Raw genomic sequence first — 25910 nt, 5'->3', positions numbered from 1 at the left:
CCGTACCACGGACGTGACCGGCGCGGTATCGCTGGCCGAAGGCGTGGAAATGGTGATGCCGGGCGACAACGTGTCGATCACGGTTGAACTGATCGCTCCGATCGCCATGGAAGAAGGTCTGCGCTTCGCGATTCGCGAAGGCGGCCGTACCGTCGGCGCCGGCGTTGTAGCTAAGATCCTCAAGTAATCGGGAAGCAATCATGCAGAGCCAAAAAATCCGTATCCGCCTGAAAGCTTTCGATTACAACCTGATCGACCGTTCGGCTGAAGAAATCGTTGAAACCGCGAAACGTACCGGCGCCGTTGTCAAGGGCCCGGTTCCGCTGCCGACCAAAATCGAGCGTTTCAACGTTCTGCGTTCGCCGCACGTCAACAAGACGTCGCGCGACCAGCTGGAAATTCGCACCCACCTGCGCCTGATGGACATCATCGACCCGACCGACAAGACGGTTGACGCGCTGATGAAGCTCGATCTGCCGGCCGGCGTGGATGTGGAAATCAAGCTGCAGTAATCGAAAATGCAGCAGGCAAGCATGCTAAGTGCTTGCAATGCTTGAATTTTTGGTGATATACTAGCGGACTCGTCATTTTGGCGAGTCCGCTATTGTTTTTGTAAGCCGGTCAATCGTAATCGGCCCTGCAAAAGGAAATAAACATGAGTTTAGGTCTTGTCGGTCGCAAAGTCGGCATGACCCGCATTTTTGCCGAGGATGGCGCGTCCATTCCGGTAACTGTGCTGGACATGTCCGCAAATCGCGTCACGCAAATCAAAACCCCCGAAGTGGATGGCTATCGTGCCATTCAAGTCACTTTCGGCGAACGTCGCGCTAATCGCGTGAACAAGGCAGCCGCTGGACACTTTGCCAAGGCAGGCGTTGAAGCCGGTCGCGGTATGAGTGAATTCACGCTGACCGCCGAACAGCTGGCAGGCTTCAAGGCTGGTGATTCCGTTACCGTCGCCGTTTTCTCCGAAGGCCAGCTGGTCGATGTGACCGGTACCTCGAAGGGTAAGGGTTTCTCCGGTGCCATCAAGCGCCACAACTTCTCGTCCAACCGTGCCTCCCACGGTAACTCGCGTTCGCACAACTCGGCGGGTTCCATTGGTCAAGCGCAGGATCCGGGCCGCGTGCTGCCGGGTAAGCGCATGGCGGGTCAATACGGTAACGTTCAGAGCACCATGCAGTGCCTGGAAATCGTCCGTATCGACGCGGAGCGTCAGCTGCTGCTGGTCAAGGGTGCTGTGCCCGGAGCCAAGAACGGCGACGTGATCGTACGTCCTAGCGTGAAGGCGGGTGCATGATGGAATTGAAAGTAATCAATACCCAAGGCCAGGCTCAAGACAGCCTGCAAGCTTCCGAGTCCCTGTTCGGTCGTGAGTACAACGAAGCCCTGGTGCATCAGGTCGTTACCGCCTTCCTGGCTAACGCCCGCAGCGCGAACCGCGCGCAGATGACCCGTGCTGAAGTGAAGCACTCCACCAAGAAGCCGTGGCGCCAAAAAGGCACCGGCCGCGCTCGCTCCGGTATGTCCTCGTCGCCGCTGTGGCGCGGGGGTGGTCGTGCGTTCCCGAACAAGCCGGATGAAAACTTCAGCCAGAAGGTTAACCGCAAGATGTTCCGTGCCGGCATGGCCGCTATTTTGAGCCAGCTCGTGCGCGACGAACGTCTGATCGTGGTTGACAGCCTGACTGTTGAATCGCCGAAGACCAAGGAATTCGTCGGCAAGGTGAAGTCGATGGGCTTGGAACAAGCCCTGTTCATCACCAAGGAACTCGACGAAAACCTCTATCTCTCGTCTCGCAACCTGCCGAACGTGCTGGTGATCGAGGCTCAACAAGCTGATCCGTACAGCCTGCTGCGCTTCAAGAAGATCGTGGTCACCCGTGACGCCGTGAAGCAACTTGAGGAGCAATGGGCATGAATCAAGAACGTCTGATGCAAGTCATTCTTGCTCCGGTTGTTTCTGAAAAGAGCACCATGGTGTCCGAGAAAAACCAGCAAGTGGTCTTCCGCGTTGCTGGCGACGCGACCAAGCCTGAAATCAAGGCTGCCGTTGAACTCTTGTTCAACGTCAAGGTTGAGGGTGTGTCCACCGTGAATGTCAAGGGCAAAGTCAAGCGCTTTGGCCGCATGACCGGTCGTCGCAAGGACTGGAAAAAAGCTTACGTAAGCCTCGTGCAAGGTCAGGAACTCGATCTGACCGGCGCGGCAGCTGCTGAGTAAGGAGATAGAGCATGCCTATCCAAAAAGTAAAACCGACTTCGGCAGGTCGCCGCGCAGTAGTCAAGGTCGTTCACCCTGACTTGCACAAAGGTGCGCCGCTGGCTTCGTTGGTCGAGAAGAAATCGTCGACCGGTGGCCGTAACAACAACGGTCATATCACCACCCGTCACAAGGGCGGTGGCCACAAGCAACATTATCGTATCGTCGACTTCCGTCGCGACAAGGATGGTGTGCCGGCAAAGGTGGAGCGTCTCGAATACGATCCGAACCGTACCGCGCATATCGCCCTGCTGTGCTATGCCGATGGCGAACGCCGTTACATCATCGCGCCGCGTGGTGTGAAGGTCGGTGCCGAGCTGGTATCGGGTGCTGAAGCCCCGATCAAGGCCGGCAACGCGCTGCCGATTCGCAATATCCCGGTGGGCACGACGATCCACTGCGTGGAACTGCAACCTGGCCGCGGCGCGCAAATGGCGCGTTCCGCCGGATCTAGCGCAATGCTGCTCGCTCGCGAAGGCGTTTACGCCCAGCTGCGTCTGCGTTCCGGCGAAATCCGCAAGGTTCACGTTGACTGCCGCGCAACGGTAGGCGAAGTGGGTAACGAAGAGCATAACCTGCGCAAGATCGGCAAGGCCGGCGCGAACCGCTGGCGCGGTATCCGCCCGACCGTGCGTGGCGTGGTTATGAACCCGGTTGATCACCCGCATGGTGGTGGTGAAGGTAAGACCGGCGAAGGCCGTGTGCCGGTTAGCCCGTGGGGCACGCCGACCAAGGGCTATCGTACCCGTCGCAACAAGCGTACCGACAATATGATCGTACGCCGTCGCTATTCCACTAAAGGGTAATTGACACATGGCACGTTCGCAAAAAAAGGGCCCGTTTGTTGATCTGCACCTTCTGAAGAAGGTGGACGCGGCGCGTGCGACCAAAGACAAACGTCCGATCAAGACTTGGTCGCGTCGTTCGACCATCCTGCCGGATTTCATTGGTCTGACCATCGCCGTACACAACGGTCGTACCCACGTCCCGGTCTATGTTTCTGAAAACATGGTCGGCCACAAATTGGGCGAATTCTCGCTGACTCGTACCTTCAAAGGCCACGCGGCCGATAAGAAGGCGAAGAAGAAGTAAGGTGAAGCGATGAGAGTATCTGCATATCTGAAAAGCGTTCGCCTGTCGGCACAAAAGGGCCGCCTGGTCGCTGACCTCGTCCGCGGTAAGTCCGTGGAGGAAGCCCTGAATATTTTGGCCTTCTGCCCCAAGAAGGGCGCCGATCTGGTCAAGAAACTGCTGGAGTCGGCAATCGCCAACGCTGAGCACAACGAAGGTGCTGATATCGACACCCTGAAGGTGGAGACCATCTACGTTGACAAGGGCCCGAGCCTGAAGCGTTTCACGGCACGTGCTAAAGGTCGTGGCAACAAGATCGAAAAGCAGACTTGCCACATCATGTTGACCGTGGGCAATTAAGGGGTAAGAAATGGGTCAGAAGATTCATCCGACGGGATTCCGTCTTGCCGTTACCAAAAACTGGTCTTCGAAGTGGTTTGCCAGCAGTGCCAATTTCCCGGGCATGCTCAAGCAGGACATCGAAGTCCGTGAGTTCCTGAAGAAGCGCCTGGCGCACGCTTCGGTTGGTCGTGTGACCATCGAGCGTCCGGCGAAGTCCGCCCGCATCACCATTCACAGCGCCCGTCCGGGTGTCGTGATCGGCAAGAAGGGTGAAGACATCGAGGTTCTGAAGGCTGAGCTGCAAAAGCGTCTGGGCGTGCCGGTTCATGTGAACATCGAAGAAGTTCGCAAGCCGGAACTGGATGCGCAAATCATCGCCGACGGCATCGCTTCGCAGTTGGAAAAGCGTGTGATGTTCCGCCGCGCCATGAAGCGCTCCATGCAAAACGCCATGCGCATGGGCGCCCTGGGCATCAAGATTATGAGCTCGGGCCGTCTGAACGGTATCGATATCGCGCGTAGCGAATGGTACCGCGAAGGCCGCGTTCCGCTGCACACCCTGCGTGCCGATGTTGACTACGCTACCTCTGAGGCCAAGACCACTTACGGCATCATCGGTATCAAGGTGTGGATCTACAAGGGCGAGCTGAAGCCGGGCCAAGTACAGGCCGCTGCTCCGGCTCAACCGGAAAAGAAAGTGAGAAAGGGCCCGCGCAATGCTGCAGCCAACTAGACTCAAGTACCGTAAACAGCAAAAAGGCCGCAACACCGGTATCGCCACGCGTGGCAATAAGGTGAGCTTTGGCGACTTCGGTCTGAAGGCGCTGGGTCGTGGACGTCTGACCGCACGTCAGATTGAAGCTGCCCGTCGTGCCATGACCCGCCACATCAAGCGGGGCGGCCGCATTTGGATCCGTATTTTCCCGGACAAGCCGATCACCTCCAAGCCTGCCGAAGTGCGTATGGGTAACGGTAAGGGTAGTCCGGAGTACTACGTGGCCGAAATTCAGCCTGGCAAGATGCTGTACGAAATGGATGGTGTTTCCGAGGAACTCGCTCGCGAAGCTTTCCGTCTGGCCGCAGCCAAGTTGCCGATCCCGACTGTGTTTGTAATTAGACAGGTAGGTCAGTAATGAAAGCGTCCGAACTGAGAGCGAAAAGCGTGGACGAGCTGAAGGCCGAACTGCTGAGCCTTCTGAAGGCCCAGTTTGCGCTGCGCATGCAGCACGCCACCCAACAGCTCGCCAAGAACAGTGAACTGAAGAAAGTGCGCCGCGATGTCGCTCGTGTACGCACCATTCTGAAAGAGAAGGCTGCTTAACATGAGCGAAACCAAAGTGGTACGCACGCTGACCGGCAAAGTGGTTAGCGACAAGATGGACAAGACCGTAACCGTTCTGGTCGAGCGCAAGGTAAAGCACCCGATCTACGGCAAGATCGTCCGTCGTTCCAATAAGTTCCATGCGCATGACGAAAACAACGAGTACAAGGCCGGTGACATTGTCGTTATCAGTGAATCGCGCCCGCTCTCGAAGACCAAGTCGTGGGTGGTAACTGCACTGGTCGAGAAGTCTCGTCAAGTGTAAAGCTTGCAGAGGGGCTTGCTCCTCTGTATAATGGCCGTTTTCCTGCCACCGTTTTGGCAGGACTCTGCCCTTACGGGGTCCAAAACTGGCCGTTTGATACGCCGCAGAGTCATCTGCGGCGTTTCGTCTGTGGTCGCGAATGGGTTCGCCCTAACGCGTAACCATAGGTGAAAGTGACGGGATAAGTTGGATAGAAAGGTAATCATACAATGATCCAAATGCAGACCATTCTTGAGGTCGCAGACAACACCGGTGCGCGTTCGGTTATGTGCATCAAGGTGCTGGGCGGCTCCAAGCGTCGCTATGCAGCAGTTGGCGATATCATCAAGGTGAGCATCAAGGATGCCGCTCCGCGCGGTCGCGTCAAGAAAGGCGACGTCTACAACGCTGTTGTAGTTCGTACCGCCAAGGGCGTGCGCCGTCAGGATGGCTCGTTGATCAAATTCGACGGCAATGCGGCTGTGTTGCTCAACAACAAGCTTGAGCCGATCGGCACTCGCATCTTCGGGCCGGTAACGCGTGAACTGCGTACCGAACGCTTCATGAAGATCGTTTCGCTGGCTCCTGAAGTGCTGTAAGGAGAACACATGCGCAAAATTCGCAAGGGTGATGAAGTCGTAGTAATCACCGGCAAAGACAAAGGCAAGCGTGGTGCCGTATTGCGCGTTCTGGACGAGAAGCTCGTCGTAGAAGGCGTGAACGTTGCCAAGAAGCATCAAAAGCCGAACCCGATCCGCGGGATCGCCGGCGGCATCGTCGAAAAGACCATGCCGATCGCCGTGTCCAACGTGGCTATTTTCAATCCGGCTAGCCAAAAGGCTGACCGCGTGGGCTTCAAGGTACTTGAAGACGGCCGTAAGGTGCGCGTGTTCAAGTCCTCTGGCGAAGTCATCGGGGCGTAAGGAGTCAACATGGCACGTCTCTACGATTTCTACAAAGACACTGTGGTGCCGGACTTGATGAAACAGTTCGGTTACAAGTCGGTAATGGAAGTTCCGCGCATCGAGAAGATCACCCTGAACATGGGTGTTGGCGAAGCCGTTGCTGACAAAAAGGTGATGGAACATGCTGTGGGCGATATGGAAAAACTGTCCGGCCAGAAGCCGGTCGTGACCACCGCCCGCAAGTCCATCGCAGGCTTCAAGATTCGCGATCATTATCCGATCGGCTGCAAGGTGACCCTGCGCAGCGAACGGATGTACGAATTCTTCGATCGCCTGGTTACCATCGCGCTGCCGCGCGTACGTGACTTCCGTGGTGTTTCCGCCAAGTCTTTCGACGGCCGCGGCAACTACAACATGGGCGTGCGCGAGCAAATCATCTTCCCGGAAATCGAGTACGACAAGATTGATGCTTTGCGCGGTATGAACATCACCATTACCACTACGGCGAAAACTGACGAAGAAGCCCGCGCGCTGCTGGCTGCTTTCAAGTTCCCGTTCAAGGGTTAAGCACATGGCGACACAAGCACTGATCAACCGTGAAGAGAAGCGCGCTAAGCTGGCTGCGAAGTTTGCCGCCAAGCGCGAAGCGCTCCTCGCCATCATCAACAACCAGAGCCTCTCGGAAGAAGAGCGTTTTGCGGCCCGTCTGAAGCTTCAGCAACTGCCGCGCAACGCCAGCCCGGTGCGTCAGCGTCGTCGCTGCGCCATCACCGGTCGTCCGCGTGGTGTGTTCCGTAAATTTGGTCTCGCTCGTAACAAACTGCGTGAAATCGCCCTCAAAGGCGAAATCCCGGGCGTTACGAAGGCCAGCTGGTAATAGGAGACACATAAATGAGCATGCATGATCCTATTTCCGATATGTTGACCCGCATCCGCAACGCTCAGCGCGCCGCTAAGGTCGCTGTGGCGATGCCGTCTTCGAAGCTGAAGGTGGCTTTGGCGCAGGTGCTGAAAGAAGAAGGCTATATCGAGGACTTCGCCATCGCTGGCGAAACCAAGAAGCCGGTTCTTGATATCCAGCTCAAGTACTACGCTGGCCGTCCGGTGATCGAGCGCATCGAGCGCGTGTCCCGTCCTGGCCTGCGCGTGTACAAGGGCACCACTGAAATTCCGAAGGTCATGAATGGCCTGGGCGTAGCCATCCTGTCCACCTCCCGGGGTGTGATGACCGATCGCAAGGCACGTGCTGCCGGCATCGGTGGTGAGCTGCTCTGCATCGTGGCGTAAGGGGAGGGTGTAATGTCTCGCGTAGCTAAGAATCCTGTAGCGATCCCGGCCGGCGTTGAAGTCAAGTTCAACGCAACCGAGGTGAGCGTTAAGGGCTCCCTTGGCACCCTCAGCACCGCGCTGAGCGATGAGGTGGATGTCAAGCTGGACAATGGTCAGCTGACGTTCGCAGCCAAGAATGACAGCAAGTTCGCACGTGCCATGTCGGGCACGCTGCGTGCGCTTCTCAACAACATGGTCCAAGGTGTGAGCAAGGGCTTCGAAAAGAAGCTGACCCTGGTTGGCGTGGGTTACCGCGCACAAGCCCAGGGCGACGTGCTCAACCTTTCTCTGGGTTTCTCCCACCCGGTGGCGCATAAGATGCCCGCCGGCGTGAAGGTGGAAACGCCGAGCCAGACCGAGATCATCATCAAGGGCGCCGACAAGCAGCAAGTCGGCCAAGTAGCCGCCGAAGTCCGCGCGTACCGCGCGCCGGAACCTTACAAGGGCAAGGGTGTTCGCTACGCTGATGAGGTCGTGGTTCTGAAAGAGACCAAGAAGAAGTAATTGAGGCCCTGATATGGACAAGAAACAAACTCGACTCCGCCGTGCACGCAAAACCCGTGCGCGGATTGCGGAGCTCAAGATGGTGCGGCTCACCGTACACCGCACCAACTGCCACATTTACGCGCAGATCATTGACGAAACGGGCGGCAAGGTACTTGCCAGCGCTTCCACTCTGGAAGCCGAAGTACGCGCCGACCTCGCCAATGGTGGCAACGTGAACGCAGCGGCCCTGATCGGCAAGCGTATTGCTGAAAAGGCCAAGGCCGCCGGCATCCAAACCGTGTCGTTCGACCGCTCGGGTTTCAAATACCACGGTCGTATCAAGGCACTGGCTGACGCTGCCCGCGAACACGGTCTGGTATTCTAATTCGGAGTGAAGAATGGCTAAGCACGAAATGGAAGATCGTGGCGACGGTCTGGTCGAAAAAATGATCAGCGTCAACCGCGTCACCAAAGTGGTGAAGGGCGGTCGCATCATGGCTTTCTCCGCTCTCACCGTGGTAGGTGATGGCGACGGCGGTATCGGTATGGGCAAAGGTCGCTCGAAGGAAGTGCCGGTTGCCGTGCAGAAGGCAATGGAACAAGCTCGCCGCAACCTGGTTAAGATTCCGCTGAAGAACGGCACGCTGCATCACGCCGTACACGGTCAGCACGGTGCCACCACCGTCCTGATGCAGCCCGCTAAGGATGGTACCGGTGTGAAGGCCGGCGGTCCGATGCGCGCAATCTTTGAAGCCATGGGCGTTCGCAATGTATCCGCCAAGATCCAGGGTTCGACCAACCCGTACAACGTGGTTCGCGCCACGCTGGACGGCTTGAACAAGATCTGCGTTCCGTCGCAGATCGCGGCCAAGCGTGGTCTGACCGTGGAAGAAATTCTGGGGGTAGATCATGAGTAACACCAAGACTGTCAAGGTGACTCTGGTGAAGAGCCTGATCGGCCGCATCGAGTCGCATCGGGCGTGTGCTCGCGGTCTGGGTCTGAAGAAGATCCGTCAGACCGTCGAAGTGATCGATACGCCTGAGAACCGTGGCATGATCAACAAGATCAGCTACCTGCTGAAATGCGAGGGCTAACCATGGAACTGAATACCATTAAGCCTGGTGCCGGCGCCAAGCATGCCAAGCGTCGCGTAGGCCGTGGCATCGGCAGCGGCCTGGGCAAGACGGGTGGCCGTGGTCACAAGGGTCAAAAGAGCCGTGCGGGCGGTTTCCACAAGGTAGGCTTCGAAGGCGGTCAAATGCCGCTGCAACGTCGCTTGCCGAAGCGTGGCTTCAAGTCCCTGACGGCTGGCAAAGTAGCGGAAATCCGTTTGTCCGAACTGAATCTGCTGCCGGTTGACGAAATCGATCTGCTCGCCCTCAAGCAAGCTGGTCTGGTACACGCCGTGGCGACCTCCGCCAAGGTGGTGCTGTCCGGTAAGATTGAGCGTGCTGTCACGCTGCGTGGCCTGGCCGCTACGGCCGGCGCTCGCGCCGCCATTGAGGCAGCCGGCGGCAGTATTGTTGAATAAGGCACACGTACGTGGCGAATACTTCGATAGTGGCAAAAGCCAATAAGTTTGGTGATCTGAAGAGCCGGATCTGGTTCCTGATCGGGGCGTTGATCGTTTTCCGAATTGGTGCGCACATTCCGGTTCCCGGGATCAATCCAGCCGAGCTAGCGAAGTTGTTCCGCTCGTCGCAGACAGGGCTCCTCGACATGTTCAACATGTTCTCGGGGGGCGCCCTGTCCCGATTTACGGTATTTGCCCTTGGCATCATGCCGTATATCTCGGCCTCCATCATTCTGCAGCTTGCGGCTGAGGTTCTGCCCAGTCTCAAGGAGCTGAAGAAGGAGGGCGAAGCGGGGCGTCGCAAGGTAACCCAGTACACACGTTACGCGACTGTAGTGTTGGCCTCGTTCCAGAGTTTCGGCATTGCGGTTATGCTTTATAAGCAGCCCAATCTGGTGGTAAGCGCCCAATGGGAATTTTACCTGACCACCGTGGTTACCCTGGTAACCGGCACCATGTTCCTGATGTGGCTTGGTGAGCAGATTACCGAACGAGGTATCGGCAACGGTATCTCTTTGATCATCTGCGCCGGTATCGCTTCCGGTGTGCCCGCGGCGATCGGTAAGACCCTGACCCTGACTAGTCAGGGTTCGCTGCCGCTTTTGTTTGCCGTCTTGCTGTTTGCCGGCGTTCTCATGGTGACTTACCTGGTCGTGTTCGTTGAACGCGGTCAGCGCAAGGTGCTGGTGAACTACGCCAAGCGGCAGGTCGGTAATCGCGTCATGCAGGGCCAGAGCACGCATTTGCCGCTCAAGCTCAACATGGCAGGGGTGATTCCGCCGATTTTCGCTTCTAGCATCATCCTGTTTCCGGCCACCGCACTCGGCTGGTTTGGTAATACGGATGGTCTGGGCTGGATGAAGAGTGTTGCCGATAAGCTGCACCCTGGGCAACCGATCTACGTCCTCCTGTACTCAGCGGCCATTATCTTCTTCTGCTATTTCTATACGGCGTTGATGTTTAATCCGAAAGATACGGCAGATAACCTGAAGAAGAGTGGTGCGTTCATCCCGGGCTATCGTCCTGGTGAGCAGACCTCTCGTTACATCGAGAAGATCACGCTGCGTCTGACGCTTATCGGTGCGATCTATATCACGTTGGTTTGCTTGTTGCCGGAATTCCTGGTGCTGAAATGGAACGCTCCGTTCTATTTCGGTGGTACCTCGCTGTTGATTATTGTCGTGGTCACCATGGATTTTATGGCACAGGTTCAATCCTACGTTTTGTCTCACCAGTATGAGAGTTTGCTGAAGAAGGCTAACTTCAAAGGCAACGCGCTCTCCCGCTGATAACGAGTTGACACTGGGTTCTATGGCTAAGGAAGACACCATCCAGATGCAAGGCGAGGTCCTTGAAAATTTGCCTAACGCAATGTTCAGGGTCCAGCTGGAAAATGGACACATAGTGCTCGGACATATTTCCGGGAAGATGCGGATGCATTACATCCGCATTCTTCCGGGGGATAAGGTGACGGTGGAATTGACGCCGTACGATCTGTCCAAAGCACGGATTGTGTTCCGTGCGAAATGACGCACTCGCTCTTTTAGATTGAAAGGAACTGAAATGCGAGTACAGCCTTCGGTAAAGAAAATTTGCCGTAACTGCAAAATTATCCGCCGCAATCGCATCGTACGTGTGATCTGCACGGATCCCCGTCACAAGCAAAAACAGGGCTAATATTTGTTAGTCCTGGGATTGCGTGTTACAATCGCAACCTTTTCAAGGTCTTAAGGCTTAAGGAAAGAGAATGGCCCGTATTGCAGGGGTAAATATCCCCAATCATGCACATGCCGTTATCGGCCTGCAGGCAATCTACGGCATCGGTCAAACCCGTGCGCAGCAAATTTGTGCTGCCTCCGGCGTTGCAACCTCGACGAAAGTCAAGGATCTGACCGAGTCGGAAATGGAAGCTCTGCGTGTTGAAGTCGCGAAGTTCGTCACCGAAGGTGACCTGCGTCGCGAAGTCACGATGAGCATCAAGCGTCTGATGGACATGGGCTGCTATCGCGGCATGCGTCATCGTCGCGGTTTGCCGTGCCGTGGCCAACGCACTCGTACCAATGCCCGTACCCGCAAGGGTCCGCGCAAGGCGATTGCCGGCAAGAAGTAACTTAAGGAACACAGATAATGGCTAAAGCAAACACAGCTGTCCGTGTACGTAAAAAAGTGCGCAAGAGTGTGAGCGAAGGTATCGTGCATGTGCACGCTTCGTTCAACAACACCATCATCACTATCACCGACCGTCAGGGCAATGCACTGTCTTGGGCTACCGCTGGCGGCGCTGGTTTTAAGGGCTCGCGCAAGAGTACACCCTTTGCTGCTCAGGTAGCGGCGGAGCACGCTGGTAAAGTTGCCCAAGAATATGGTGTGAAGAACCTCGAAGTACGGATCAAGGGCCCGGGACCGGGTCGTGAATCCGCTGTTCGTGCTCTCAACGCGCTTGGTTTCAAAATTACCAGCATCTCCGACGTGACGCCGGTGCCGCACAACGGCTGCCGTCCGCCCAAGAAACGTCGTATTTAATTCGGAGAGTGTGAGACATGGCACGTTATATCGGCCCGAAATGTAAGCTCGCGCGCCGCGAAGGCACCGACCTCTTTTTGAAGAGCGCGCGTCGTGCACTGGATTCCAAGTGCAAGCTGGACAGCATCCCCGGCCAACATGGCGCCCGCAAAGGCCGCCTGTCGGATTACGGCGTACAGCTGCGTGAAAAACAAAAGATTCGCCGCATGTACGGCGTCCTTGAGCGTCAGTTCCGCAACTACTTTGCGGAAGCTGTTCGTCGCAAGGGCTCCACGGGCGAAAACCTGCTGAAATTGCTCGAGTCCCGTCTCGACAACGTTGTGTATCGCATGGGCTTTGGCTCGACCCGCGCGGAGTCGCGTCAGCTGGTCAGCCACAAGGCCATCGTGGTAAACGGTCAGGTTGTGAATATTCCGTCTTTCCAAGTCAAGACTGGTGACGTGGTTGCCGTGCGTGAAAAGGCCAAGAAGCAGGCTCGCGTTGCCGAAGCGCTGTCCCTGGCTGAACAAAGCGGCTTCCCTTCCTGGGTTTCCGTTGATTCGAAAAAGATGGAAGGCGTTTACAAGAGCGCTCCGGAACGTTCCGAACTGTCTAGCGATATCAACGAACAGCTCGTTGTGGAATTTTACTCCAAGTAATCGCTAGCTCTTAGGGAATGACTATGCAAAACAGCGCTTCGGAATTTCTGAAACCTCGAATCATCGACGTCCAACCGATTTCGGCAACGCATGCGCGTGTATCGATGGAGCCGTTCGAGCGTGGCTATGCCCATACGTTGGGCAACTCGCTACGTCGTATTCTGCTGTCGTCGATGCCGGGTTATGCTCCGACCGAAGTGACCATTGCTGGCGTTCTGCATGAGTACTCGGCGCTCGACGGCGTTCGTGAGGATGTCGTCGACATCCTGCTGAACCTCAAGGGCGTCGTACTTAAGCTGCATGGTCGCGACAGCGTCGTACTGACCCTTCGTAAAGAAGGTGAAGGCGCTGTTTTGGCTGGCGATATCGAATTGCCCCATGACGTCGAAGTGATCAACCCGGATCACGTGATTTGTCACCTCGCCGCGGGCGGCAAGATCGAGCTCGAAGTGAAGGTCGAAAAGGGTCGCGGCTATCAGCCCGTCTCGGCTCGTTCCAGTCACGATGACAACCGCTCCATCGGTACGATCCAAATGGACGCTTCCTTCTCGCCGGTTCGCCGCGTGAGCTATTCGGTGGAAAGCGCCCGTGTGGAACAGCGTACCGACCTCGACCGCCTGGTGCTCGATATCGAGACCAATGGCGTGTTGGAACCGGAGCAGGCAGTGCGTAGCGCTGCGCGCATCCTGATTGATCAGCTGTCGATCTTCGCGGATCTCCAGGGCACTGCGGTTGAAGAAGTCGTCGAAAAGGCGCCGCCGATCGATCCGATCCTGCTGCGTCCGGTCGACGATCTTGAACTCACGGTTCGTTCTGCAAATTGCCTGAAGGCAGAGAACATTTACTACATCGGTGACTTGATCCAACGTACCGAGACTGAACTGCTCAAGACGCCAAATCTGGGCCGCAAGTCTCTGAACGAGATCAAGGAAGTTCTCGCCTCCAAGGGCCTGACTCTGGGCATGAAGCTGGAGAACTGGCCGCCGGCTGGGTTGGAAAAGCCGTAAGGCTTTGCGGAACACCGCAAGGTTTGAGACTAAAGGACATTAACAATGCGTCATCGTTACAGTAATCGTAAACTGAACCGCACGACCAGCCATCGTCTGGCGATGCTGCGCAACATGGCTAACTCGCTGTTGCGTCACGAAGCTATCGTGACCACCCTGCCGAAGGCCAAGGAACTGCGCCGTGTGGCTGAGCCGCTGATCACTCTGGGCAAAGCGCCTTCGCTGGCTAACCGCCGCTTGGCTTTTGACCGCACGCGTGATCGTGACATCGTCGTCAAGTTGTTCGACGTGCTCGGCCCGCGCTTCGCTGCCCGCAATGGCGGTTATGTGCGTATCCTGAAATGCGGCTTCCGCAAGGGCGACAATGCGCCGCTGGCTCTGGTAGAGCTGGTGGACCGTCCTGAAGGTGTGGTTGCTGCTGACGAATCCGCCGAATAATTTTCGACGGCATTCGAAAAAGCCAGCTCTTTCGAGCTGGCTTTTTTTATTTCACATTTGGCCGAAGACTGAAGACTTTAGAAAGCGTATCGGCTCTCCAGTATTTCCAACGCATCGCCCACATGTACCACGCCTTCGTTCAACGCGCGCAGGTTGACGCCGAAACAAATTCCCTCCGGGAATTGCCGGGTGCGGATCAGTGTTTTTAGCGGTTCGGTCCGAGGATCTTTTTCGCCGGTTTCCGGATCGACCGTGGTCAATACGCAGCGGGAACAGGGCTTGGTGACCTCGAAGTCGACCGTGCCGATGCGAATGCGGCGCCAGTCGTCTTCTTCGTATGCCGCCATGCCGCCAACGATCAAATTAGGGCGGAAATGGCGCGTGGTCACCGGCGCCTGCAGGTCATGGTTGAGCGCGTCCAGTGACGCTTGGTTCACCAGCAGGTAGGGGTAACCGTCGGCGAACGACAGGGTCTCGTCGACGTCGCCCTTTTGTTTCCGGTTTGACGTTTGGCCTAGCCATAGTAGACGGCACGGCTGCCCGGCAACCTGACTGAACCAGGCATCCAGCCGGGGGTCGCCCTGTTGGGCGACGAAATAGTCATCCCAAACCTGACAGTCGACCGGCTGATTGAACTGCGTGGTCAGCGCTGCGATCGGCGCCATGCCGGGTGCTTTGAATAACGCTGCGCCGGGCATGAGTTCGATTTCGACCCGCACGAGCTGCGGGTGGGTTCTTGCGGTGAGGAACTGGCCTTGTGCATTGACGACCAGCCATTCACGGTCATGCAAGAAACCCTGCGTGCTGGCGTAGGCTTGCGAATAGGCGATACCGCGCCCTGACTTGAGCGGGTGGACGAAGATGCCGTTCAGTTGCATACCAACCCTTGCGCTTGCGCGCCCTATCAAAGATTAAATGTCCGGAGGAAATCCCACAGCGACGACTCTTGACAGAATGCCACATTAAAGCGCAGCCAGGGCGAGGTTTCGCCGCCTGGGCGGAACAAATTACCGGGCGCCAGCAAGAATCCCGCCGCCTTGGCTTGGCGCGCCAGCGCTAGGCTATCGTACGGCAGGGCCGGGCGAGCCAGTTGAAATAGGCCGCCTGGCGGACGGGTGAATAGCTTCCAGCCGATCGCGCCGAATTGATCGGCGCAACGGAACTGTGCTTGCGACAGCCGATTTCGCAGCCGTTCGAGCTGCCGCCGCTGGCGCGGGTCTTGCAGCATGGCCAATGCCAGCCGCTCGTTGAGCGTCGGGGAGGTCATGCCGGTCATCATTTTGAACCGCGTCATCTGTTCCAGGAGCGGACCCCGCGCGGCCAGGAAGCCCACTCTCAGCGCCGGCGACAGCGACTTGGAAAAGCTGCCGATGTAAATCACGCGCGTCAAACCGTCCATGGCCGCCAAGGTCGTTTGCGTCGTATTGACGAGCGACGCCGAGACGTTGTCCTCCACGATATAAAACCGGTGCTGCTCGGCCAAGCTCAAGACCTGATGTGCCGTCTGCGTGGTATAACTCGCACCGGTGGGGTTCTGCAGCCATGGATTGGTGATGAATGCCTTGGGGCGATGCTGGCGCAACAGCTCGGCCATCACCGCCGTATTCGGGCCTTCCGGGGTCCAGGGGACGCCGATGACGCGAATGCCGTGAAAGGCCAAATTGGACAGGATGTTGCAATAGCCCGGGTCGTCGACGAAAACGGTCTCGCCGGGGCTCGCCAGGCAGGCGGACGCGATCGTGAGCGCGCTGCTTGCGCCTTGTGTCAGCACAATTTCCTGCTCGTTGAGTGCAATGCCTTGCTCGGCAAGCGCTTGCGCCAGCCAGACGCGCAGATCGCGCAAACCCAGCGGATCGCCATACTCCACGCTGGGAGCGCTGTCGCGTGCGATCGCGCGCAGGGCCCGTTGTTGCGCCTCCCTGTCATACCAGTCCGGCGGCAGCCAGCCGCACCCCGCGGGCAATCCTTGCTCTGATGGGCTGTAGACGTTGTGTAACAGCCAATGCTCGTCGACGGGCAAGTCGATGAGGGAGGGGGGCGACTCGACGGCGCGCGACGCGCGTTGTCTGACGAAAAATCCCGAACCGCGCCGCGACTCGATCAGGCCGCGTGCCACCAGCCGATCGTAAGCATCGACCACGGTAAAGGGGCTGACGCCCACCAGCGCGGCTTGCTGGCGGATGGATGGCAGGCGCGTGCCTGGTGCGCAAATCCCCTGCTCAATCGCCTCGGCGACCGACTGTTCGATCTGCTCCACGCGGGTCAATGCGGCCCTCAATAGCGGTTTCATGCCGCTACGCTACCAGGATCCATGCAAAATGACTAATTTAAATCTACCCCTATTGAAAGCCTGTTCAATGTGTTAAAAATGTCATGCAAAGATTGACAAGTAGTTATCTATTTGACGCATTCTCTGTCTATAGTGGGGAGGAACAAATAGAGCCATGAACGAGCACGGTAGAAACCGTGAGACGTGGTCAGTGAAAATCAGCAGCCAATAACCGGCGGCGCCGGATGGCGGAAATAAATATAAGAGTTCGGGGAGCAACAATCATGCGGTCATTGAAGGTCAAACTTATTGTCTTTGTTGCCGTGCTGATGACGATACTTAGCGCGGTGATCGCGGGGCTGGTTTACAGCCAGATGCGCAGCAGCATTGTCAGTGGCGTGGATAACGAATTAGCCGGCACGGCCAATGGTTATGCCACGTTCGTCCAAAGTTGGTACAGCGATAAATTGCAGACGGTCGTCGCCGCCAATCCGGTGGCCAATAGTGCCGATCCGGTGCCGACGCTGGCGCGGATGAACGAAGCGGCAGGCTTTGCCACAACCTACGTAGGTTTCGCCGACCATCACATTGTTTATTCTGACGGTCATCCGCAAAAGGCCGGCTATGATCCGGCCAAGCGTCCTTGGTATCAACAGGCGGTCGCTATGGGCAAACCCGGCGTGTCGGCGCCCTACGTCGATTTCGATACCGGCAAGCTTTGCCTGACCTTCGTTTCCCCGGTGATGGAGGGCGGCAGCCTCAAAGCCGTCGTGGGCGGCGACGTCTTCATCGACGCGCTGGTCAAGGCGGTGCTGTCGATCAAGCTGCGCGGAGATGGTTACGCCTTCCTGGTCGATAAGAGCGGCAACGTCATTGCCCACCATAACCAGCAGCTGACGCTCAAGCCGCTGGCCTCGATCGCGCCGGATCTGACCGCCGATAAGCTCAATGCGCTGGCCGGCAGTGGCGACACCCTGCAGACCCAGTTGGAAGGTAACGACAGTTATGTAAAAGTGGTGCCGATCGCCGGGACCGACTGGTTGTTGGGCATGACGATGGGCGCCTCGGTGGTGTCCGAGCCGCTGACCAAGCTGTTGCTCACCATCGTGGGTATCGCCGTGGTCGCGCTGATCGTGCTGGTGCCGATCGCCAGCGCCGTGTTGGCGGGGATGCTGGGCGGATTGAAGCGCCTGAGCCAGGCCATGCGCGAAATTTCACAGGGCGAGGGTGACCTGACGCGTCGCATCGATGTCAGCGGACATGATGAAATTGCCGAGACCGCGCGCGCCTTCAATACCTTCATCGGTCATTTGCAAGAGATGTTCCGGGCGGTCAAGCAGGAAGCCGACCGTGTGATCGAGGGCGTGGAAGAAGCCGGCACCACTGTGCGCCGCGTGGCCGACGATTCGCGTGAAATTTCTGATGTATCGAGCTCGAATGCCGCTACGCTGGAACAGATCACCGTCAGCATTTCGCATATCGCCGATGCCGCGCAGGAAGCGGATACGCTGGTCAACCAGACGGGTTCGGTATCGAGCGACAGCGCGGCCGACATGGAGAAGATTTCGCGCGAAATGGGACGCACCGTGGACGCCGTCAAGGGATTGTCTTCGATGCTGGAGACCCTGGATAACCGTTCGCAACAAATTACCGGCATCACCAACGTGATCAAGGACATCGCCGACCAGACCAACCTCTTGGCGCTCAACGCCGCCATCGAGGCGGCTCGCGCCGGGGAAATGGGCCGCGGCTTCGCCGTGGTGGCCGACGAAGTGAGAAAGCTTGCCGAGCGCACCGCGCAGGCAACGTTGGAAATCACCGGCATGGTCAATACGATCCGCGAGGAGACCAGCCTAGCGGTGACCAACATGCAGCGTACCGTCAGCTCGGTGGATGGCGGCGTCGAATTGACGCAGAACGCCGTGCAGCGGATCGAGGCAATCCGCTCCGCCATGGAAAGCGTCGTGGCCAAGATGAACGAGATTTCCTTGTCCACCAGCGAGCAGCACAACGCCACCACGGTGATCGCGCAAAGTACCGAGCGTATCAACGGCCGCATCATCGACAGCGACAATTCGCTGCAGGGCGTGCACCAGACGTTGTCGGTGCTGAACGACGCGGCATCGAAAATGCGCGAAATGTTTGGCCGCTTCCGCGTCTAGCGCGATCGCGGCACGCATCGAGGCCGTCATGCCTAGGGCATGGCGGCTTTTTCTTTCTAACGCCAGACGGCGCGAAATGCCGTATCCCCTTGCTGCAGCCGGCCCGCGCTGAAGCGGCCATCACTGGACAACCCTTTGGCGTAGCCCATGCGCAGGTTGGCCGGCAAGACCTGCTCGACCAGCATGCCGAGTTCCGGCGTCCAACGGAAGGCATGGGTGACGCCGTGCGCGTCTTGCGCGATGCCGATCACGCTCGTGCCGCCATTGGCCACGCCGAGCGGCAGCGTGGTTGTGCCGCCGAGGGTATTGACGATTTCCTGCATCCTGCCGTTGGCGCGATGCCAGATAAAACCCTTGAGCACGTCGGCGTTGGGGTCGCTCCAATCCTCGATCTGATCCGCGCTGCACCCAACCACCACATCGCCGTTTGCCGAGACGGCTGTCGCTTGCGCATCCGCCGAGCCCGGCAGCGAGCCGAGATCGACCATGCCGCGCGCCGCGCTCCAGACGAATGCCCGCGAACGGTGCGCGGCATTATGCGCGCCGCCCACCACATAGCCGCCATCTTGCGACATATCGGTGGCAAACGATTCTTCTCCTCCCAGCGTGCCTAATTCCTGCGGCGGTCCATCCCGATGCCAGCGTACGGCACGTAACTGACCCTGCCGATTTCGGCTATAGCCGGCGATGTGTTCGCCATCGCCGGAAAGGCTGGTTGCCGCCGATTCATTCGCGCCCGGCAAAGTACCCAGGTCGCGTGGCGTCATGCCGTCGTTCCAGCGCGTTGCGTGCATGAGAAACGGTTCGCCGGCGGCGAGGCCGTCACTGGCGCCAACCACGATCCGGCCGTTGTCGGATACCGCTAAGGCGGTGGCTGCGCGCCCGCCCCCGGGCAGATGGGGCAGCGCGCGCATGCCTTGGCGCCGGACCCAGCGGAAGGCGGATTGGCGCGCCGTTGCCTGTATTTGGCTGACGTCTTCAACCGTGAGGCTGAACCCGACCACGACCTCGCCGTTGTCGGAGATGTCCTGGGCTTGCGTGGTTTGCTCGGCGGCGCCGGCAGGCAGATGCCCCAGATTCTCGATGCGAGGCGCGGCGTGGGCCGGCGCGGCCAGCAATGATGCGGCCAGGGCGGCACGGGCAAACACCGAAGAAGTGGGGCGTGATACAGGCATGACATAACTCCTGGAGGGATGGACGGAAATAAAGCGTGCGGTGACGTCAACGCCAATCGGCGCGGAAGGCGCCGTTATCGTGCGCCAGCCGGCCAACGCTAAAGCGTCCGTCGCTGGACAGTCCTCGTGCGTATTGCATGCGCAGCGCTTGCGGCAACGTGGACTCGACGCGCATGCCCTCCGTCGGCGTCCAGCGGAAGGCGTGGGTGTCGCCCCGGGCATCCTGGGCGACACCGACCACGACGCTGCCGCCGTCGGCTACGCCCAGCGGTTGCGTCCAGGTGCCGCCGAGGTTGTTGACGATCTCCCGCATTGAGCCCGTGGCGCGAAGCCAGATGAATCCTTTGAGCTCGGCCATGTTCGACGCGCCCCATTCCTGGATGGCCTCGGCGCAGTAACCGACGACCGCATCGCCGCTGGCCGATACGGCAAGCGCCATGGCATGGTCCTTGTCCGCCAAGGCGCCAAGGTCGCGCATGCCGTGCGCGCGCACCCACAAGAAGGCGCGTGTTCGGCCCGACGCATCGCGGGCGCCGCCAACCGCGGTATCGCCATCGCGCGAAACGTCAGTGGCGATCGCGGCGAGGCCGCCCAGCGTGCCCAGATCCATGGCGGGCATGCCATCGCGCCAAAGCAGTGCTCGCCGCTGTCCGCGGTGGTCCTTGCCGTATCCGACGATCACGACGCCATGGCTGGAGACGCCGGTGGCGGCGGTGTCGTCTCCCCCGGCTAAGGCGCCTAGATCGTGCGCCGCGCCGCGCGCGTTCCAACGCACGGCATGGGAGCGAAAGCCGCGGCCGCTGTGATCTTGTCCATCGCTGAAACCGACGATGACGCTGCCGTCGGCCGATACCGCCTGCGCACCGGTCGTCCCTCCGCCAGGAAGGGCCGGCAGCGATTGCAGGCCGTCATGCGCGGTCCAGCGGAATGCGGTTTGCCGCATGCCCGATTCGGCCAACTGGAAACGGTAACCGGCAACTACCGTGCCAGTATCGGAAACGTCTTGTGCTTGTGTCAGCGAGGCTTCTCCTCCTGTTCGCGGCAAGTCCAGCCGCTCGACGCGCGGTGCCGCCTGGGCGGCGGGAAGCACGGCGAACGCAAGAAACAGGGCGCAGCCAGTGAATGCAGGAAAAGAGGTTGATGTAAACATGACCTTCTCCTTGAACGTGTTGGTGGCATGGCGGTGGGGTGCGGTCCGGCCCGACCCCGGTGCACTTGACTGCGCGAGGGGCGCGATCGTTCGTGGATGCGCGCTGTACTGGCATTAAGGCCAGTACGGCGTGTAGGAAAATGTCGTCAACTGTATATGTAATTGTACTGGCCAGATGGTTTAGATTGCAGTCATAGATCCCGCAGGGACAGAGGAGAAATGCATGATAGAACCGAAGATGGATGCCTATTGGATGCCATTCACCGCCAATCGCCAGTTCAAGCGCGCCCCGCGCCTGCTGGTGGCCGCCGACGGCATGTATTACACCGACGCCGATGGCCGCCGGGTGCTGGATGGCGCGGCCGGGCTGTGGTGCGTCAACGCGGGCCACAACCGCAAACCGATCGTCGAGGCCATCCAGCGCCAGGCCGCCTCGCTCGATTACGCTCCGCCGTTCCAGATGGGACACCCGCTGGCGTTTGAGGCGGCGGAACAATTGGTGGCGATGGCGCCGCAAGGGTTGACCCAGGCCTTCTTCGTGAATTCCGGTTCGGAAGCGGTGGAAACCGCGCTCAAGATGGCGCTGGCCTACCACCGCGTGCGAGGCGATGCCGGTCGCGTCAAACTGATCGGCCGCGAGCGCGGTTATCATGGCGTCAACTTCGGTGGCGTGGCGGTAGGCGGCATGGCCGGCAATCGCAAACATTTTCCGGTCACCCTGCCGATGGTCGATCATCTGCGTCACCCGCTGGATATCGGCAAGAATGCCTTCAGTCATGGCGAGCCGGCGCACGGCGCCGAGCTGGCGGATGAGCTGGAGAGCCGCATTCTGACTTTGCACGATCCCTCTACCGTCGCGGCGGTCATCGTCGAGCCCATGCAAGGGTCCACCGGGGTCATTCTGCCTCCCAAGGGCTACCTGCAGCGCTTGCGCCAAATCTGCGACCGGCACGGCATCTTGCTGATCTTCGATGAAGTCATCACCGGTTTCGGCCGTTTGGGCGCCGATTGGGCCAGCAACAAGTTCGGTGTGTTGCCGGACCTCTTGACCTGCGCCAAGGGGCTGACCAACGGCGCGGTGCCGATGGGGGCGGTGCTGAGCAAGCCGGCGATCTATCAGGCCTTCATGGACGCCGCGCCGGAGCACGCCATCGAATTTCCGCACGGCTATACCTATTCCGCACATCCGCTGGCATGCGCCGCGGCGATCGCCACGCTGGGCGTCTACCGCGACGACGGGTTATTTGGGCGCGCCGCCGAGATGGCGCCGCATTTCGAGGCCGGGGCGCACAGCCTGCGGGACAAGCCGAACGTCAAGGACATCCGCAATCTTGGCCTGGTGGCCGGCATCGAACTTGCGCCAAGGGCCGGCGAGCCCGGAAAGCGCGGCATGGAGGTCTTCCTCAAATGCTGGGAGATGGGGGTCATGGTGCGGGTGACCGGCGATACCCTGGCCGTTTCGCCACCGTTGATCATCGAGGCCGAACAGATCGACCGGCTGTTTGCCGTCCTCGGCCAGGCCATTGAGCAAACACATTGACGGAATCACTATGCAAACCTTGACGCATTACATCGCCGGCGAGCGCCACGCCGGCACCGGGCAGCGGTTTGGCGACGTCTACAATCCCGCCACCGGCGCCGTCACGGCGCGGGTGCCTTTGGCTTGCGACGCGGATGTCGACGCCGCGGTGGCCGCCGCGCGGCGCGCCTTCTCCGCCTGGGCCGACACGCCGCCGCTGAAACGCGCTCGCATCCTGTTCCGCTTCAAGGAACTCCTGGGGCAACGGCAAGGCCAGCTGGCCGAGTTGATTTCGGCCGAACACGGCAAACTCGTGCCCGATGCCGTCGGCGAGGTGACCCGCGGGCTGGAGGTGGTGGAGTTCGCCTGCGGCATTCCGCACCTGCTCAAGGGGGAGTACAGCCCGCAGGTCGGCAGCGACATCGACAGCTTCAGCCTGCGGCAGCCGTTGGGCGTGGTGGCCGGCATCACGCCGTTCAATTTTCCGGCCATGGTGCCGATGTGGATGTTCCCGGTGGCCATCGCCTGCGGCAATACCTTCGTGCTCAAGCCTTCCGAGCGCGATCCCTCCGCCGCGCTGTTTTTGGCTGATTTGCTCAAGGAGGCCGGCTTGCCCGACGGCGTGTTCAATGTCGTGCATGGCGACAAGCAGGCGGTCGATGCGCTGCTGCGCCACCCGGACGTGATGGCATTGAGCTTTGTCGGCTCGACGCCGATCGCGCGTTATATCTATGAGACGGGCGCGGCGCACGGCAAGCGCGTGCAGGCGCTCGGCGGCGCCAAAAATCATCTGGTGGTGATGCCCGATGCCGATCTGGATCAGGCGGTCGAGGCATTGATCGGCGCGGCCTACGGCTCTGCCGGCGAGCGCTGCATGGCGATCTCGGTGGCGGTGGCGGTCGGCAACGTGGCCGACGCGCTGGTCGCCAAATTGGCCGCGCGCGCACGTGGGCTGAAGATCGGCAGTGGGAGCCAGCCAGACGCCGAAATGGGGCCGCTGGTGACGAGGCAACACCTGGAACGCGTGCAGGGGTATATCGCCGGCGGCGTCGAGGCCGGCGCCGAGCTCGTGGTCGACGGGCGCGCCTATCGCCCCCCGCAAGACGGTGACGGCTTTTTCCTGGGCGCGAGCCTGTTCGACCATGTGACGCCGCAGATGGCCATTTACCGCGAGGAGATCTTCGGCCCGGTGTTGTGCGTCGTGCGCGTGGATGACTTTGAACAGGCGCTGGCGCTGATCAACCGTCATGAGTTCGCCAATGGGGTGAGTTTGTTTACCCGGTCCGGTGGCGTGGCGCGCGCTTTCTCGCAGCGCATTCAAGTCGGGATGGTGGGGGTCAATGTGCCGCTGCCGGTGCCGATGGCCTTTCATAGTTTCGGCGGATGGAAAGCATCGCTGTTCGGCGATCACGCCATGCATGGCCCGGAAGGGGTGCGTTTCTATACCCGAGTGAAGACCGTCACCAGCCGCTGGCCGGACACGTTGAGCGCTGAGTTCGTCATGCCGACCATGCAGTGACGTTGCGTTTACGCCATAAAGCTACTTTTGCGCCCGGCATATGCCGGGCGTTTGCGTTTTCTCATGGAATTGATCGGAAATTATAAGTAAAAGATGCAATAAAGGTAATAACTTGCATAAAAACAGTGCCGCGCCTAACGGCAAACTAGGGGGTCAAGGGGATGGAGATTCAGACCAAGCACATTAGCCTGCGTTGGCGATTGATGGCGTTGATGGCCTTTGCCGCATTGATCCTGTGCGTGCAAGGCGGGCTCGGCATCTACGGCCAGCGCACGACCATGCTGCAGGACCGCCAGGATAAGACGCGCAATCTGGTTGAAGCCGAAGTCAGCACGGTGGCCCGTTTTGAGGCCTTGGCGGCGGCAGGCAAGCTGACCACGGCACAGGCGCAGGCGATGGCGCGCGAAGCGCTCTCCGCCGTCCGCTACGACCGCAAAGAGTACATTTTCGCTTTCGATGCCTCGATGCACTATGTGGTGCAGGGCGTCAAACCCGCGATGCTCGGCAAGGACGCGCACACGCTCAACGATGCCGCGGGCAAGAATCTGGGGGACTTATTCGACCAGACCGTCTCGCAGGGCGGCGGGCAAGGTTTTGCTTCCTATATCTGGGAGAAGCCGGGTTTCGATACGCCTCAGCCCAAGATTTCCTATCTGAAAACCACGCCCGTATGGCACTGGATCGTCGGCACCGGTATTTATCTCGACGACGTCGATGCCGCCTTTTACGCCCAGATGCGTTGGCTGCTGCTGGAAGTGCTGGTGTCGATGGTGGTGCTGTTGACGCTGGGCACGCTGGTGACGCGGCGCATTCTGACACAATTGGGCGCCGAACCCGCCGTCACCACCCGCGTCGTGCAACGCATCGCCGATGGCCACTTGGACGAGGTCGTGCCGTTGCGCCCAGGTGACCGCGCGAGCTTGCTCGCGGCGGTGGACGACATGAAAACCCATCTGCGCCAACTGGTGCACGACATCATCGGCGGCGCCGATCAATTGGGACAGAGCAGCGCCCAGGTGACCGCGAGCGCCGAGCACGTGGCGATCGGCTCGCGCGAGCAAAGCCAGGCGGCCAGTGCCATGGCCAAGTCGGTCGAATCCATGACGCAAAGCATCCGGGCGATCGCCGAGCATGCGCAAGAAGCACGGCGCTTGTCTGAGGTGTCCGGTGAGTTGTCGCGCGAAGGCAGCACCGTGCTGGGGCAGGCCGAGGGCGAAATGACACGCATCGGCGACACGGTCAATACCGCGGCCACGGCCATCGGCGAGCTGGCGGCGCGTAGCGCCAACATTACATCGATCGTGCAGGTGATTCGCGACGTGGCCGACCAAACCAATCTGCTGGCGCTCAACGCCGCCATCGAGGCGGCGCGTGCCGGCGAAGCCGGTCGCGGCTTTGCCGTGGTGGCGGATGAGGTGCGCAAATTGTCGGAACGCACCGCCATGGCCACACGGGAAATCACCACCATGGTGGAAGAGATCCAGCAGGGTTCCGATGCTTCGCGCACGACGATGACGCAGGCGGTCGAGCGCGTGCAAAGCGGACTGGCGCTGATGCATCAGGGAGGCGATGCCGTCACGCGCATCCGCGACAGCGCCGAAGCCGTGTTGACGGCTGTGCATGACATTACCGAGGCGCTACGCCAGCAGGGCGAGGTCAGCACCGAGATTGCGCGGCACGTGGAGCAGATCGCGCACAGCAGCGACGCCAATGCCGCGTCTACGCTGCAAACCTCGCGCGCGATCGAGGACATCCACCAGCGCGCCGAGCAATTGCGCGGCTTGGTGGCGCGATTCAAGGTTTGATTGGAGGGAGTGGGGAGTAGGGAGTCGGTGACACCGGGTTCGGGGAGCGTTCGCTCCCCGCCTCCAGGTTAGGGTGTTAATCGGCGGTCAACACCAAGCATCCCGCCACCTCGCGCAGGCGCGCGGCGTTTTTCAGGTATAACCACGACGACTGGGCATCGACCGGCATCGA

General features: G+C 59.5%; 37 protein-coding genes and 1 pseudogene. 34 read left to right on the top strand and 4 right to left on the bottom strand.

The annotated features are described in order from the left end of the window. The 30 genes and pseudogenes from tuf to rplQ all read left to right on the top strand — a co-directional run. Positions 1-187: pseudogene (tuf, locus tag JOZ06_RS08660) on the top strand (elongation factor Tu); the annotation flags it as partial. 13 nt (positions 188-200) lie between these two features. Further along, positions 201-512 (top strand): 30S ribosomal protein S10, encoded by a 312-nt coding sequence (rpsJ, locus tag JOZ06_RS08655; RefSeq protein ID WP_133679779.1) that lies wholly within the window; start codon positions 201-203, stop codon positions 510-512. Between the two features lie 143 nt (positions 513-655). Next, positions 656-1300, top strand: a complete 645-nt coding sequence (rplC, locus tag JOZ06_RS08650; protein WP_293231404.1) for a 50S ribosomal protein L3 — start codon at positions 656-658, stop codon at positions 1298-1300. Beyond that, entirely contained in the window at positions 1300-1920 is a 621-nt protein-coding gene (gene rplD, locus JOZ06_RS08645; RefSeq protein WP_293231408.1) for a 50S ribosomal protein L4, read from the top strand. Before rplC ends, rplD begins: the two co-directional genes overlap by 1 nt. Beyond that, positions 1917-2222, top strand: coding sequence for a 50S ribosomal protein L23 (rplW, locus tag JOZ06_RS08640; RefSeq protein WP_293231401.1), 306 nt, complete (start codon positions 1917-1919; stop codon positions 2220-2222). The genes rplD and rplW overlap by 4 nt, the downstream gene beginning before the upstream one ends. An 11-nt stretch (positions 2223-2233) precedes the next feature. After that, positions 2234-3067 (top strand): 50S ribosomal protein L2, encoded by an 834-nt coding sequence (rplB, locus tag JOZ06_RS08635; RefSeq protein ID WP_293231398.1) that lies wholly within the window; start codon positions 2234-2236, stop codon positions 3065-3067. A gap of 7 nt (positions 3068-3074) precedes the next feature. Further along, positions 3075-3353, top strand: coding sequence for a 30S ribosomal protein S19 (rpsS, locus tag JOZ06_RS08630; RefSeq protein ID WP_293231395.1), 279 nt, complete (start codon positions 3075-3077; stop codon positions 3351-3353). 9 nt (positions 3354-3362) lie between these two features. Further along, the gene (gene rplV, locus JOZ06_RS08625; RefSeq protein ID WP_293231393.1) at positions 3363-3692 is read left to right on the top strand and encodes a 50S ribosomal protein L22; all 330 of its coding nucleotides are present in this window, start codon (positions 3363-3365) and stop codon (positions 3690-3692) included. A gap of 10 nt (positions 3693-3702) precedes the next feature. Continuing rightward, entirely contained in the window at positions 3703-4407 is a 705-nt protein-coding gene (gene rpsC, locus JOZ06_RS08620) for a 30S ribosomal protein S3 (protein ID WP_293231391.1), read from the top strand. Next, positions 4391-4807: a 50S ribosomal protein L16 gene (gene rplP / locus JOZ06_RS08615; RefSeq protein ID WP_133679765.1), complete on the top strand. Its 417-nt coding sequence runs from the start codon at positions 4391-4393 to the stop codon at positions 4805-4807. The genes rpsC and rplP overlap by 17 nt, the downstream gene beginning before the upstream one ends. Further along, positions 4807-4995, top strand: coding sequence for a 50S ribosomal protein L29 (gene rpmC, locus JOZ06_RS08610; RefSeq protein WP_133679763.1), 189 nt, complete (start codon positions 4807-4809; stop codon positions 4993-4995). Before rplP ends, rpmC begins: the two co-directional genes overlap by 1 nt. 1 nt (position 4996) lies before the next feature. Further along, entirely contained in the window at positions 4997-5260 is a 264-nt protein-coding gene (rpsQ, locus tag JOZ06_RS08605; protein WP_293231387.1) for a 30S ribosomal protein S17, read from the top strand. A 209-nt stretch (positions 5261-5469) separates the two neighbouring features. Next, entirely contained in the window at positions 5470-5838 is a 369-nt protein-coding gene (gene rplN / locus JOZ06_RS08600; protein ID WP_293231384.1) for a 50S ribosomal protein L14, read from the top strand. 9 nt (positions 5839-5847) lie between these two features. Further along, on the top strand, positions 5848-6162 hold the full coding sequence (rplX, locus tag JOZ06_RS08595; protein ID WP_293231382.1) for a 50S ribosomal protein L24: 315 nt from the start codon (positions 5848-5850) through the stop codon (positions 6160-6162). A gap of 9 nt (positions 6163-6171) precedes the next feature. Continuing rightward, complete coding sequence (rplE, locus tag JOZ06_RS08590) at positions 6172-6711, top strand: 50S ribosomal protein L5 (RefSeq protein WP_293231380.1); 540 nt, start codon at positions 6172-6174, stop codon at positions 6709-6711. 4 nt (positions 6712-6715) lie between these two features. After that, positions 6716-7021, top strand: a complete 306-nt coding sequence (gene rpsN, locus JOZ06_RS08585) for a 30S ribosomal protein S14 (protein WP_293231378.1) — start codon at positions 6716-6718, stop codon at positions 7019-7021. A 14-nt stretch (positions 7022-7035) separates the two neighbouring features. Further along, a complete protein-coding gene (rpsH, locus tag JOZ06_RS08580; RefSeq protein WP_293231375.1) occupies positions 7036-7431 on the top strand; it encodes a 30S ribosomal protein S8 in 396 nt (131 codons plus the stop codon). A 12-nt stretch (positions 7432-7443) separates the two neighbouring features. Next, on the top strand, positions 7444-7977 hold the full coding sequence (rplF, locus tag JOZ06_RS08575; RefSeq protein WP_293231373.1) for a 50S ribosomal protein L6: 534 nt from the start codon (positions 7444-7446) through the stop codon (positions 7975-7977). A 13-nt stretch (positions 7978-7990) separates the two neighbouring features. Then, on the top strand, positions 7991-8344 hold the full coding sequence (gene rplR / locus JOZ06_RS08570; protein ID WP_293231370.1) for a 50S ribosomal protein L18: 354 nt from the start codon (positions 7991-7993) through the stop codon (positions 8342-8344). Positions 8345-8357: 13 nt separating this feature from the next. Next, positions 8358-8876 (top strand): 30S ribosomal protein S5, encoded by a 519-nt coding sequence (rpsE, locus tag JOZ06_RS08565; RefSeq protein ID WP_293231367.1) that lies wholly within the window; start codon positions 8358-8360, stop codon positions 8874-8876. Next, positions 8869-9054: a 50S ribosomal protein L30 gene (gene rpmD, locus JOZ06_RS08560; RefSeq protein WP_293231364.1), complete on the top strand. Its 186-nt coding sequence runs from the start codon at positions 8869-8871 to the stop codon at positions 9052-9054. Before rpsE ends, rpmD begins: the two co-directional genes overlap by 8 nt. Before the next feature lie 2 nt (positions 9055-9056). After that, complete coding sequence (rplO, locus tag JOZ06_RS08555; RefSeq protein ID WP_293231362.1) at positions 9057-9491, top strand: 50S ribosomal protein L15; 435 nt, start codon at positions 9057-9059, stop codon at positions 9489-9491. A gap of 11 nt (positions 9492-9502) precedes the next feature. Then, entirely contained in the window at positions 9503-10822 is a 1320-nt protein-coding gene (gene secY / locus JOZ06_RS08550) for a preprotein translocase subunit SecY (RefSeq protein ID WP_293231360.1), read from the top strand. A 22-nt stretch (positions 10823-10844) separates the two neighbouring features. After that, positions 10845-11063 (top strand): translation initiation factor IF-1, encoded by a 219-nt coding sequence (gene infA / locus JOZ06_RS08545; protein ID WP_133679737.1) that lies wholly within the window; start codon positions 10845-10847, stop codon positions 11061-11063. Between the two features lie 33 nt (positions 11064-11096). After that, positions 11097-11210: a 50S ribosomal protein L36 gene (gene rpmJ / locus JOZ06_RS08540; protein ID WP_077296114.1), complete on the top strand. Its 114-nt coding sequence runs from the start codon at positions 11097-11099 to the stop codon at positions 11208-11210. Between the two features lie 70 nt (positions 11211-11280). Beyond that, positions 11281-11643 carry a 30S ribosomal protein S13 gene (gene rpsM, locus JOZ06_RS08535; RefSeq protein ID WP_293231343.1) on the top strand — a complete coding sequence of 121 codons (363 nt, stop codon included), beginning with the start codon at positions 11281-11283 and terminating at the stop codon, positions 11641-11643. Between the two features lie 17 nt (positions 11644-11660). After that, the gene (gene rpsK, locus JOZ06_RS08530) at positions 11661-12056 is read left to right on the top strand and encodes a 30S ribosomal protein S11 (RefSeq protein WP_293231340.1); all 396 of its coding nucleotides are present in this window, start codon (positions 11661-11663) and stop codon (positions 12054-12056) included. 17 nt (positions 12057-12073) lie between these two features. Next, entirely contained in the window at positions 12074-12694 is a 621-nt protein-coding gene (gene rpsD / locus JOZ06_RS08525; RefSeq protein WP_293231337.1) for a 30S ribosomal protein S4, read from the top strand. A gap of 23 nt (positions 12695-12717) precedes the next feature. Continuing rightward, positions 12718-13701 carry a DNA-directed RNA polymerase subunit alpha gene (gene rpoA, locus JOZ06_RS08520; RefSeq protein ID WP_293231334.1) on the top strand — a complete coding sequence of 328 codons (984 nt, stop codon included), beginning with the start codon at positions 12718-12720 and terminating at the stop codon, positions 13699-13701. 45 nt (positions 13702-13746) lie between these two features. After that, complete coding sequence (rplQ, locus tag JOZ06_RS08515; protein WP_293231331.1) at positions 13747-14139, top strand: 50S ribosomal protein L17; 393 nt, start codon at positions 13747-13749, stop codon at positions 14137-14139. Positions 14140-14216: 77 nt separating this feature from the next. Here the strand turns inward: rplQ and JOZ06_RS08510 are convergent, their stop codons facing one another. Both JOZ06_RS08510 and JOZ06_RS08505 read right to left on the bottom strand, forming a co-directional pair. Further along, positions 14217-15017 carry an MOSC domain-containing protein gene (locus tag JOZ06_RS08510; RefSeq protein ID WP_293231328.1) on the bottom strand — a complete coding sequence of 267 codons (801 nt, stop codon included), beginning with the start codon at positions 15015-15017 and terminating at the stop codon, positions 14217-14219. 26 nt (positions 15018-15043) lie between these two features. Beyond that, positions 15044-16429 carry a PLP-dependent aminotransferase family protein gene (locus JOZ06_RS08505; RefSeq protein ID WP_293231326.1) on the bottom strand — a complete coding sequence of 462 codons (1386 nt, stop codon included), beginning with the start codon at positions 16427-16429 and terminating at the stop codon, positions 15044-15046. Positions 16430-16692: 263 nt separating this feature from the next. Between JOZ06_RS08505 and JOZ06_RS08500 the strand changes: the two genes are divergently transcribed. Beyond that, complete coding sequence (locus tag JOZ06_RS08500) at positions 16693-18570, top strand: methyl-accepting chemotaxis protein (RefSeq protein WP_293231323.1); 1878 nt, start codon at positions 16693-16695, stop codon at positions 18568-18570. Between the two features lie 56 nt (positions 18571-18626). Here JOZ06_RS08500 and JOZ06_RS08495 read toward each other — a convergent pair whose 3' ends face one another. Both JOZ06_RS08495 and JOZ06_RS08490 read right to left on the bottom strand, forming a co-directional pair. Next, positions 18627-19745: a hypothetical protein gene (locus JOZ06_RS08495; RefSeq protein WP_293231320.1), complete on the bottom strand. Its 1119-nt coding sequence runs from the start codon at positions 19743-19745 to the stop codon at positions 18627-18629. A 46-nt stretch (positions 19746-19791) separates the two neighbouring features. Continuing rightward, complete coding sequence (locus tag JOZ06_RS08490) at positions 19792-20895, bottom strand: hypothetical protein (RefSeq protein WP_293231317.1); 1104 nt, start codon at positions 20893-20895, stop codon at positions 19792-19794. Between the two features lie 223 nt (positions 20896-21118). On the opposite strand from JOZ06_RS08490, the gene JOZ06_RS08485 reads away from it, so the two are divergent. From JOZ06_RS08485 to JOZ06_RS08475, 3 genes are all read left to right on the top strand, one after another. Beyond that, entirely contained in the window at positions 21119-22435 is a 1317-nt protein-coding gene (locus JOZ06_RS08485; protein ID WP_293231314.1) for an aspartate aminotransferase family protein, read from the top strand. Positions 22436-22445: 10 nt separating this feature from the next. Further along, positions 22446-23933 (top strand): CoA-acylating methylmalonate-semialdehyde dehydrogenase, encoded by a 1488-nt coding sequence (locus JOZ06_RS08480; protein WP_293231311.1) that lies wholly within the window; start codon positions 22446-22448, stop codon positions 23931-23933. A 161-nt stretch (positions 23934-24094) separates the two neighbouring features. Then, the gene (locus JOZ06_RS08475; protein WP_293231309.1) at positions 24095-25738 is read left to right on the top strand and encodes a methyl-accepting chemotaxis protein; all 1644 of its coding nucleotides are present in this window, start codon (positions 24095-24097) and stop codon (positions 25736-25738) included. Positions 25739-25910 lie beyond the last annotated feature (172 nt).

The organism is Paludibacterium sp. (assembly GCF_019232825.1).
Taxonomy (GTDB): Bacteria; Pseudomonadota; Gammaproteobacteria; order Burkholderiales; family Chromobacteriaceae; genus Paludibacterium.
Note: the sequence above shows the minus strand (reverse complement) of the source record. Positions and strands in the feature narration are given on the sequence as shown.

What these genes read in the sequence shown, in the direction of transcription:
- rpsJ (WP_133679779.1), top strand. Translation starts at nt 201, where the DNA reads ATGCAGAGCCAAAAAATCCGTATCCGCCTGAAAGCTTTCGATTACAAC.
- rplC (WP_293231404.1), top strand. Translation starts at nt 656, where the DNA reads ATGAGTTTAGGTCTTGTCGGTCGCAAAGTCGGCATGACCCGCATTTTT.
- rplD (WP_293231408.1), top strand. Translation starts at nt 1,300, where the DNA reads ATGGAATTGAAAGTAATCAATACCCAAGGCCAGGCTCAAGACAGCCTG.
- rplW (WP_293231401.1), top strand. Translation starts at nt 1,917, where the DNA reads ATGAATCAAGAACGTCTGATGCAAGTCATTCTTGCTCCGGTTGTTTCT.
- rplB (WP_293231398.1), top strand. Translation starts at nt 2,234, where the DNA reads ATGCCTATCCAAAAAGTAAAACCGACTTCGGCAGGTCGCCGCGCAGTA.
- rpsS (WP_293231395.1), top strand. Translation starts at nt 3,075, where the DNA reads ATGGCACGTTCGCAAAAAAAGGGCCCGTTTGTTGATCTGCACCTTCTG.
- rplV (WP_293231393.1), top strand. Translation starts at nt 3,363, where the DNA reads ATGAGAGTATCTGCATATCTGAAAAGCGTTCGCCTGTCGGCACAAAAG.
- rpsC (WP_293231391.1), top strand. Translation starts at nt 3,703, where the DNA reads ATGGGTCAGAAGATTCATCCGACGGGATTCCGTCTTGCCGTTACCAAA.
- rplP (WP_133679765.1), top strand. Translation starts at nt 4,391, where the DNA reads ATGCTGCAGCCAACTAGACTCAAGTACCGTAAACAGCAAAAAGGCCGC.
- rpmC (WP_133679763.1), top strand. Translation starts at nt 4,807, where the DNA reads ATGAAAGCGTCCGAACTGAGAGCGAAAAGCGTGGACGAGCTGAAGGCC.
- rpsQ (WP_293231387.1), top strand. Translation starts at nt 4,997, where the DNA reads ATGAGCGAAACCAAAGTGGTACGCACGCTGACCGGCAAAGTGGTTAGC.
- rplN (WP_293231384.1), top strand. Translation starts at nt 5,470, where the DNA reads ATGATCCAAATGCAGACCATTCTTGAGGTCGCAGACAACACCGGTGCG.
- rplX (WP_293231382.1), top strand. Translation starts at nt 5,848, where the DNA reads ATGCGCAAAATTCGCAAGGGTGATGAAGTCGTAGTAATCACCGGCAAA.
- rplE (WP_293231380.1), top strand. Translation starts at nt 6,172, where the DNA reads ATGGCACGTCTCTACGATTTCTACAAAGACACTGTGGTGCCGGACTTG.
- rpsN (WP_293231378.1), top strand. Translation starts at nt 6,716, where the DNA reads ATGGCGACACAAGCACTGATCAACCGTGAAGAGAAGCGCGCTAAGCTG.
- rpsH (WP_293231375.1), top strand. Translation starts at nt 7,036, where the DNA reads ATGAGCATGCATGATCCTATTTCCGATATGTTGACCCGCATCCGCAAC.
- rplF (WP_293231373.1), top strand. Translation starts at nt 7,444, where the DNA reads ATGTCTCGCGTAGCTAAGAATCCTGTAGCGATCCCGGCCGGCGTTGAA.
- rplR (WP_293231370.1), top strand. Translation starts at nt 7,991, where the DNA reads ATGGACAAGAAACAAACTCGACTCCGCCGTGCACGCAAAACCCGTGCG.
- rpsE (WP_293231367.1), top strand. Translation starts at nt 8,358, where the DNA reads ATGGCTAAGCACGAAATGGAAGATCGTGGCGACGGTCTGGTCGAAAAA.
- rpmD (WP_293231364.1), top strand. Translation starts at nt 8,869, where the DNA reads ATGAGTAACACCAAGACTGTCAAGGTGACTCTGGTGAAGAGCCTGATC.
- rplO (WP_293231362.1), top strand. Translation starts at nt 9,057, where the DNA reads ATGGAACTGAATACCATTAAGCCTGGTGCCGGCGCCAAGCATGCCAAG.
- infA (WP_133679737.1), top strand. Translation starts at nt 10,845, where the DNA reads ATGGCTAAGGAAGACACCATCCAGATGCAAGGCGAGGTCCTTGAAAAT.
- rpmJ (WP_077296114.1), top strand. Translation starts at nt 11,097, where the DNA reads ATGCGAGTACAGCCTTCGGTAAAGAAAATTTGCCGTAACTGCAAAATT.
- rpsM (WP_293231343.1), top strand. Translation starts at nt 11,281, where the DNA reads ATGGCCCGTATTGCAGGGGTAAATATCCCCAATCATGCACATGCCGTT.
- rpsK (WP_293231340.1), top strand. Translation starts at nt 11,661, where the DNA reads ATGGCTAAAGCAAACACAGCTGTCCGTGTACGTAAAAAAGTGCGCAAG.
- rpsD (WP_293231337.1), top strand. Translation starts at nt 12,074, where the DNA reads ATGGCACGTTATATCGGCCCGAAATGTAAGCTCGCGCGCCGCGAAGGC.
- rpoA (WP_293231334.1), top strand. Translation starts at nt 12,718, where the DNA reads ATGCAAAACAGCGCTTCGGAATTTCTGAAACCTCGAATCATCGACGTC.
- rplQ (WP_293231331.1), top strand. Translation starts at nt 13,747, where the DNA reads ATGCGTCATCGTTACAGTAATCGTAAACTGAACCGCACGACCAGCCAT.
- JOZ06_RS08510 (WP_293231328.1), bottom strand. Translation starts at nt 15,017, where the DNA reads ATGCAACTGAACGGCATCTTCGTCCACCCGCTCAAGTCAGGGCGCGGT.
- JOZ06_RS08505 (WP_293231326.1), bottom strand. Translation starts at nt 16,429, where the DNA reads ATGAAACCGCTATTGAGGGCCGCATTGACCCGCGTGGAGCAGATCGAA.
- JOZ06_RS08500 (WP_293231323.1), top strand. Translation starts at nt 16,693, where the DNA reads ATGCGGTCATTGAAGGTCAAACTTATTGTCTTTGTTGCCGTGCTGATG.
- JOZ06_RS08495 (WP_293231320.1), bottom strand. Translation starts at nt 19,745, where the DNA reads ATGCCTGTATCACGCCCCACTTCTTCGGTGTTTGCCCGTGCCGCCCTG.
- JOZ06_RS08490 (WP_293231317.1), bottom strand. Translation starts at nt 20,895, where the DNA reads ATGTTTACATCAACCTCTTTTCCTGCATTCACTGGCTGCGCCCTGTTT.
- JOZ06_RS08485 (WP_293231314.1), top strand. Translation starts at nt 21,119, where the DNA reads ATGATAGAACCGAAGATGGATGCCTATTGGATGCCATTCACCGCCAAT.
- JOZ06_RS08480 (WP_293231311.1), top strand. Translation starts at nt 22,446, where the DNA reads ATGCAAACCTTGACGCATTACATCGCCGGCGAGCGCCACGCCGGCACC.
- JOZ06_RS08475 (WP_293231309.1), top strand. Translation starts at nt 24,095, where the DNA reads ATGGAGATTCAGACCAAGCACATTAGCCTGCGTTGGCGATTGATGGCG.